This is a genomic window from Oleiphilus sp. HI0123 (assembly GCF_001635315.1).
Genome location: NZ_LWGE01001308.1, coordinates 1 through 3,052 on the forward strand (window position 1 = coordinate 1; position 3,052 = coordinate 3,052).

The window sequence follows — 3,052 nt, forward strand, 5'->3', positions numbered from 1 at the left end:
AAGGAAGTATTGTTGCAAAGTCAGGTGAACCTCTGCTGAATAGTCTCGAACGTTATGGCCTAAGCACCGAGAATGCTTGCCGCTCTGGTGAGTGCAGTTTATGTCGCGTTAAGCTAATAAGCGGAGAAGTATTTAACCCTCATGAATCCAAGCTACGTAAATCAGATCGTAAATTTTCTTGGATTCATTCATGCGTTGCTTTTCCAACAAGCGATATAGAGATCTCTATATAAAGAAAACCCAAAAGCCAAATTAGGTACCGGTTAAGGTCTTCAAACTGGTACCTAATTTTAACTAGAGTTTGTCCTTCCCTACCCCATCAATGAATCAGATCAATTAATTATAACTTCATCATTTTCGGTGAAACTGCCTGAGCAAAGAATTCACTAATGCTCATATCCCCAGGTATACGAATATGGCCATCAATAATTAAAGCTGACATGCCGTGAACCATCGACCATGCACTCAGGGCTCTAGCCGTTACATGCTTGGACTCAACATTGCCATGCTCAAATGCTTGTCTAAGTATTTTAAAAGGCTTTTGAGAACTAATTTCGAGGACAGGGGATATCTCTGGATTCGCTGAGGCTTCGAGCTTGTTTCGACGACCACCAGTATCAGCCTGGCTCAGCATTAGTCTATAAATTGCAGGGTTTTCTACGGCAAACTGAACGTAGGCGACGCCGTAGTTAAATACCAAATCCCATGGATCAGTATAGCTCTTCTTAATATCTATCAAGCGTTTAGTTAGGTCATCGAAGCCTGATGCAGCGATAGCTTGTAAGAGCTCTTTCTTGTTCTTAAAGTGAGTATAAGGTGCCATATGCGACACCCCTACTTCTGCGGCAATGGCTCTTAAAGATAGAGCATCTACGCCTTTAATTTTTAATATGTCTTTAGCTGACTCAACTAATGCCGTCTTCAAGTCACCATGGTGATATGGCTTACTTTCAGCACTAATTGAGGCGTCACCTTGGGACTTAGAACTAGACATCCAGGTTTGTTACTTCCAAAGCATTTGTCTGAATAAAGTCTCGTCTTGGTTCAACTTCATCACCCATTAAGGTCGTAAAGATCTGATCAGCGGCAACCGCATCTTCGATATTTACTTTCATCATACGGCGACTTTCTGGGTCCATCGTTGTTTCCCAGAGCTGCTCAGGGTTCATCTCACCTAGACCTTTATATCGCTGAATATAAAGACCACGCTGAGCTTCCTTCATTAGAACCTCTAAACCTTGCTTAAAATCAGTGATCGCAAACTGTTTTTCACCACGCTTAATAAAGCTATTCTCACTGAAAATACCTTCAAGAGACTTCGCCATCGTGACAATTTTTTCATAACCAGCTGACTCAATGAACTCTTCACTGAAGATATACTCAGTTGATATACCGTGCACAAATACATCAACTTTTGGTAAGTACAGGTCTTTTTCTTCGTCGTGAGAAATACCAAATACATAGTTCATACCTGTCTTGGTATCAATACCAAGCAAAGGCTGTATTTCTTCAACCCAAGCCGAAACTTTCGCTTTCTCTTTAAGATCTTCTTTATTCAGCGCGCTTACTTTAAGCAAAGTTTCCAGTACAAGTAACGGATAAGAACGGGCAAGCTTAGAAATAATGGTTTCTACTTCACGATATTGACCAACTAAGGTTTCTAAACCTTGGCCAGAGATTGAGGGTGTTCCCTCATCAACATATAAATGAGTATCATCTAAAGCTGACTGGGTCAGGTATTGTTCTAAGGCAGCTTCGTCTTTCAGGTACTGCTCCTGCTTGCCCTTCTTAACTTTATATAAAGGAGGCATAGCAATAAAAATATGACCACGTTCTATAATCTCTCGCATCTGACGGAAAAAGAACGTCAATAATAAGGTTCTAATATGAGAACCATCGACATCCGCATCAGTCATGATAATGATGCTGTGATAACGGAGTTTCTCGATGTTGTACTCTTCTCGCCCAATACCACAACCTAAGGCTGTAATTAAGGTGCCAACCTCTGCAGAAGATAGCATCTTATCAAAGCGTGCTTTTTCAACGTTTAATATCTTACCTTTCAGTGGCAGTATTGCCTGTGTTTTTCTGTCCCGGCCCTGTTTGGCTGATCCGCCCGCTGAGTCACCCTCCACTATGTATAGTTCGGAAAGCGCTGGGTCTTTCTCCTGACAATCTGCCAATTTCCCAGGCAAACCAGCAATATCTAGCGCACCTTTACGTCGAGTCATTTCTCTCGCTTTTCGTGCTGCTTCTCTAGCTCTTGCCGCATCAAGCATCTTACCAACCAGGTTCTTGGCTTGTTGTGGCTGCTCTAACAAATAGTCTGCAAACTTAGCAGCCATTTCTTGTTCAACAGCTGTCTTTACTTCGCTCGATACTAACTTATCTTTAGTTTGCGAGCTGAACTTTGGATCGGGAACTTTAACCGAAACAATTGCGGTTAAGCCTTCTCGCGCATCGTCCCCTGTTGTTGAAACCTTTTCTTTCTTACCTAGACCTTCATTCTCGATATAGTTATTCAATGTACGAGTTAGTGCACCACGGAAACCCGCCATATGCGTTCCACCGTCTCGCTGTGGAATATTGTTGGTATAGCAGAAGATGTTTTCCTGATAAGTGTCGTTCCACTGCATAGCGACTTCTACGCCAACCCCTGTTGCTTCATGCATAATATTAAAGTGGAACATGTCGTTTACAGTCGTTTTGTTATGATTCAAGTACTCAACAAATGACGATAAACCACCTTCAAATTCGAATAGGTCTTCTTTATCACTACGTTCGTCTTTTAAATGAATCCGTACGCCGGAATTCAAAAATGACAGTTCTCTCAAGCGCTTTGCGAGTTGATCATAGTGATACTCAGTCTGAGTGAAAGTTTCTGAACTTGGTTTGAAGGTCACCATCGTTCCCGTCGTCTCAGAATGACCCACCTCTTTAAGGGAGTAATCAGGCACACCGTGGGTATACTCTTGCTCGTATATTTTGCCTTCTCTGCGTATCGTTAACTTAAGCTTTTCGGATAAAGCATTTACAACCGATACACCAACAC

At 42.0% G+C, this 3,052-nt stretch carries 3 protein-coding genes; 1 reads left to right on the top strand and 2 read right to left on the bottom strand.

Features of this window, described 5'->3' with window-relative positions; all coding sequences use genetic code 11:
* Window positions 1–233 (top strand): 2Fe-2S iron-sulfur cluster binding domain-containing protein (locus tag A3761_RS15910; protein ID WP_156491890.1); only part of this gene is annotated, 233 nt, incomplete at its 5' end.
* 107 nt (window positions 234–340) lie between these two features.
* On the opposite strand, the gene A3761_RS15915 is transcribed toward A3761_RS15910, so the two are convergent.
* Both A3761_RS15915 and A3761_RS15920 read right to left on the bottom strand, forming a co-directional pair.
* Entirely contained in the window at window positions 341–994 is a 654-nt protein-coding gene (locus A3761_RS15915) for a TetR/AcrR family transcriptional regulator (protein WP_068507328.1), read from the bottom strand.
* Window positions 987–3,052: DNA gyrase subunit B (locus tag A3761_RS15920; protein ID WP_068750487.1), on the bottom strand; the 2,066-nt coding region annotated here is incomplete at its 5' end. The genes A3761_RS15915 and A3761_RS15920, both read right to left, overlap by 8 nt.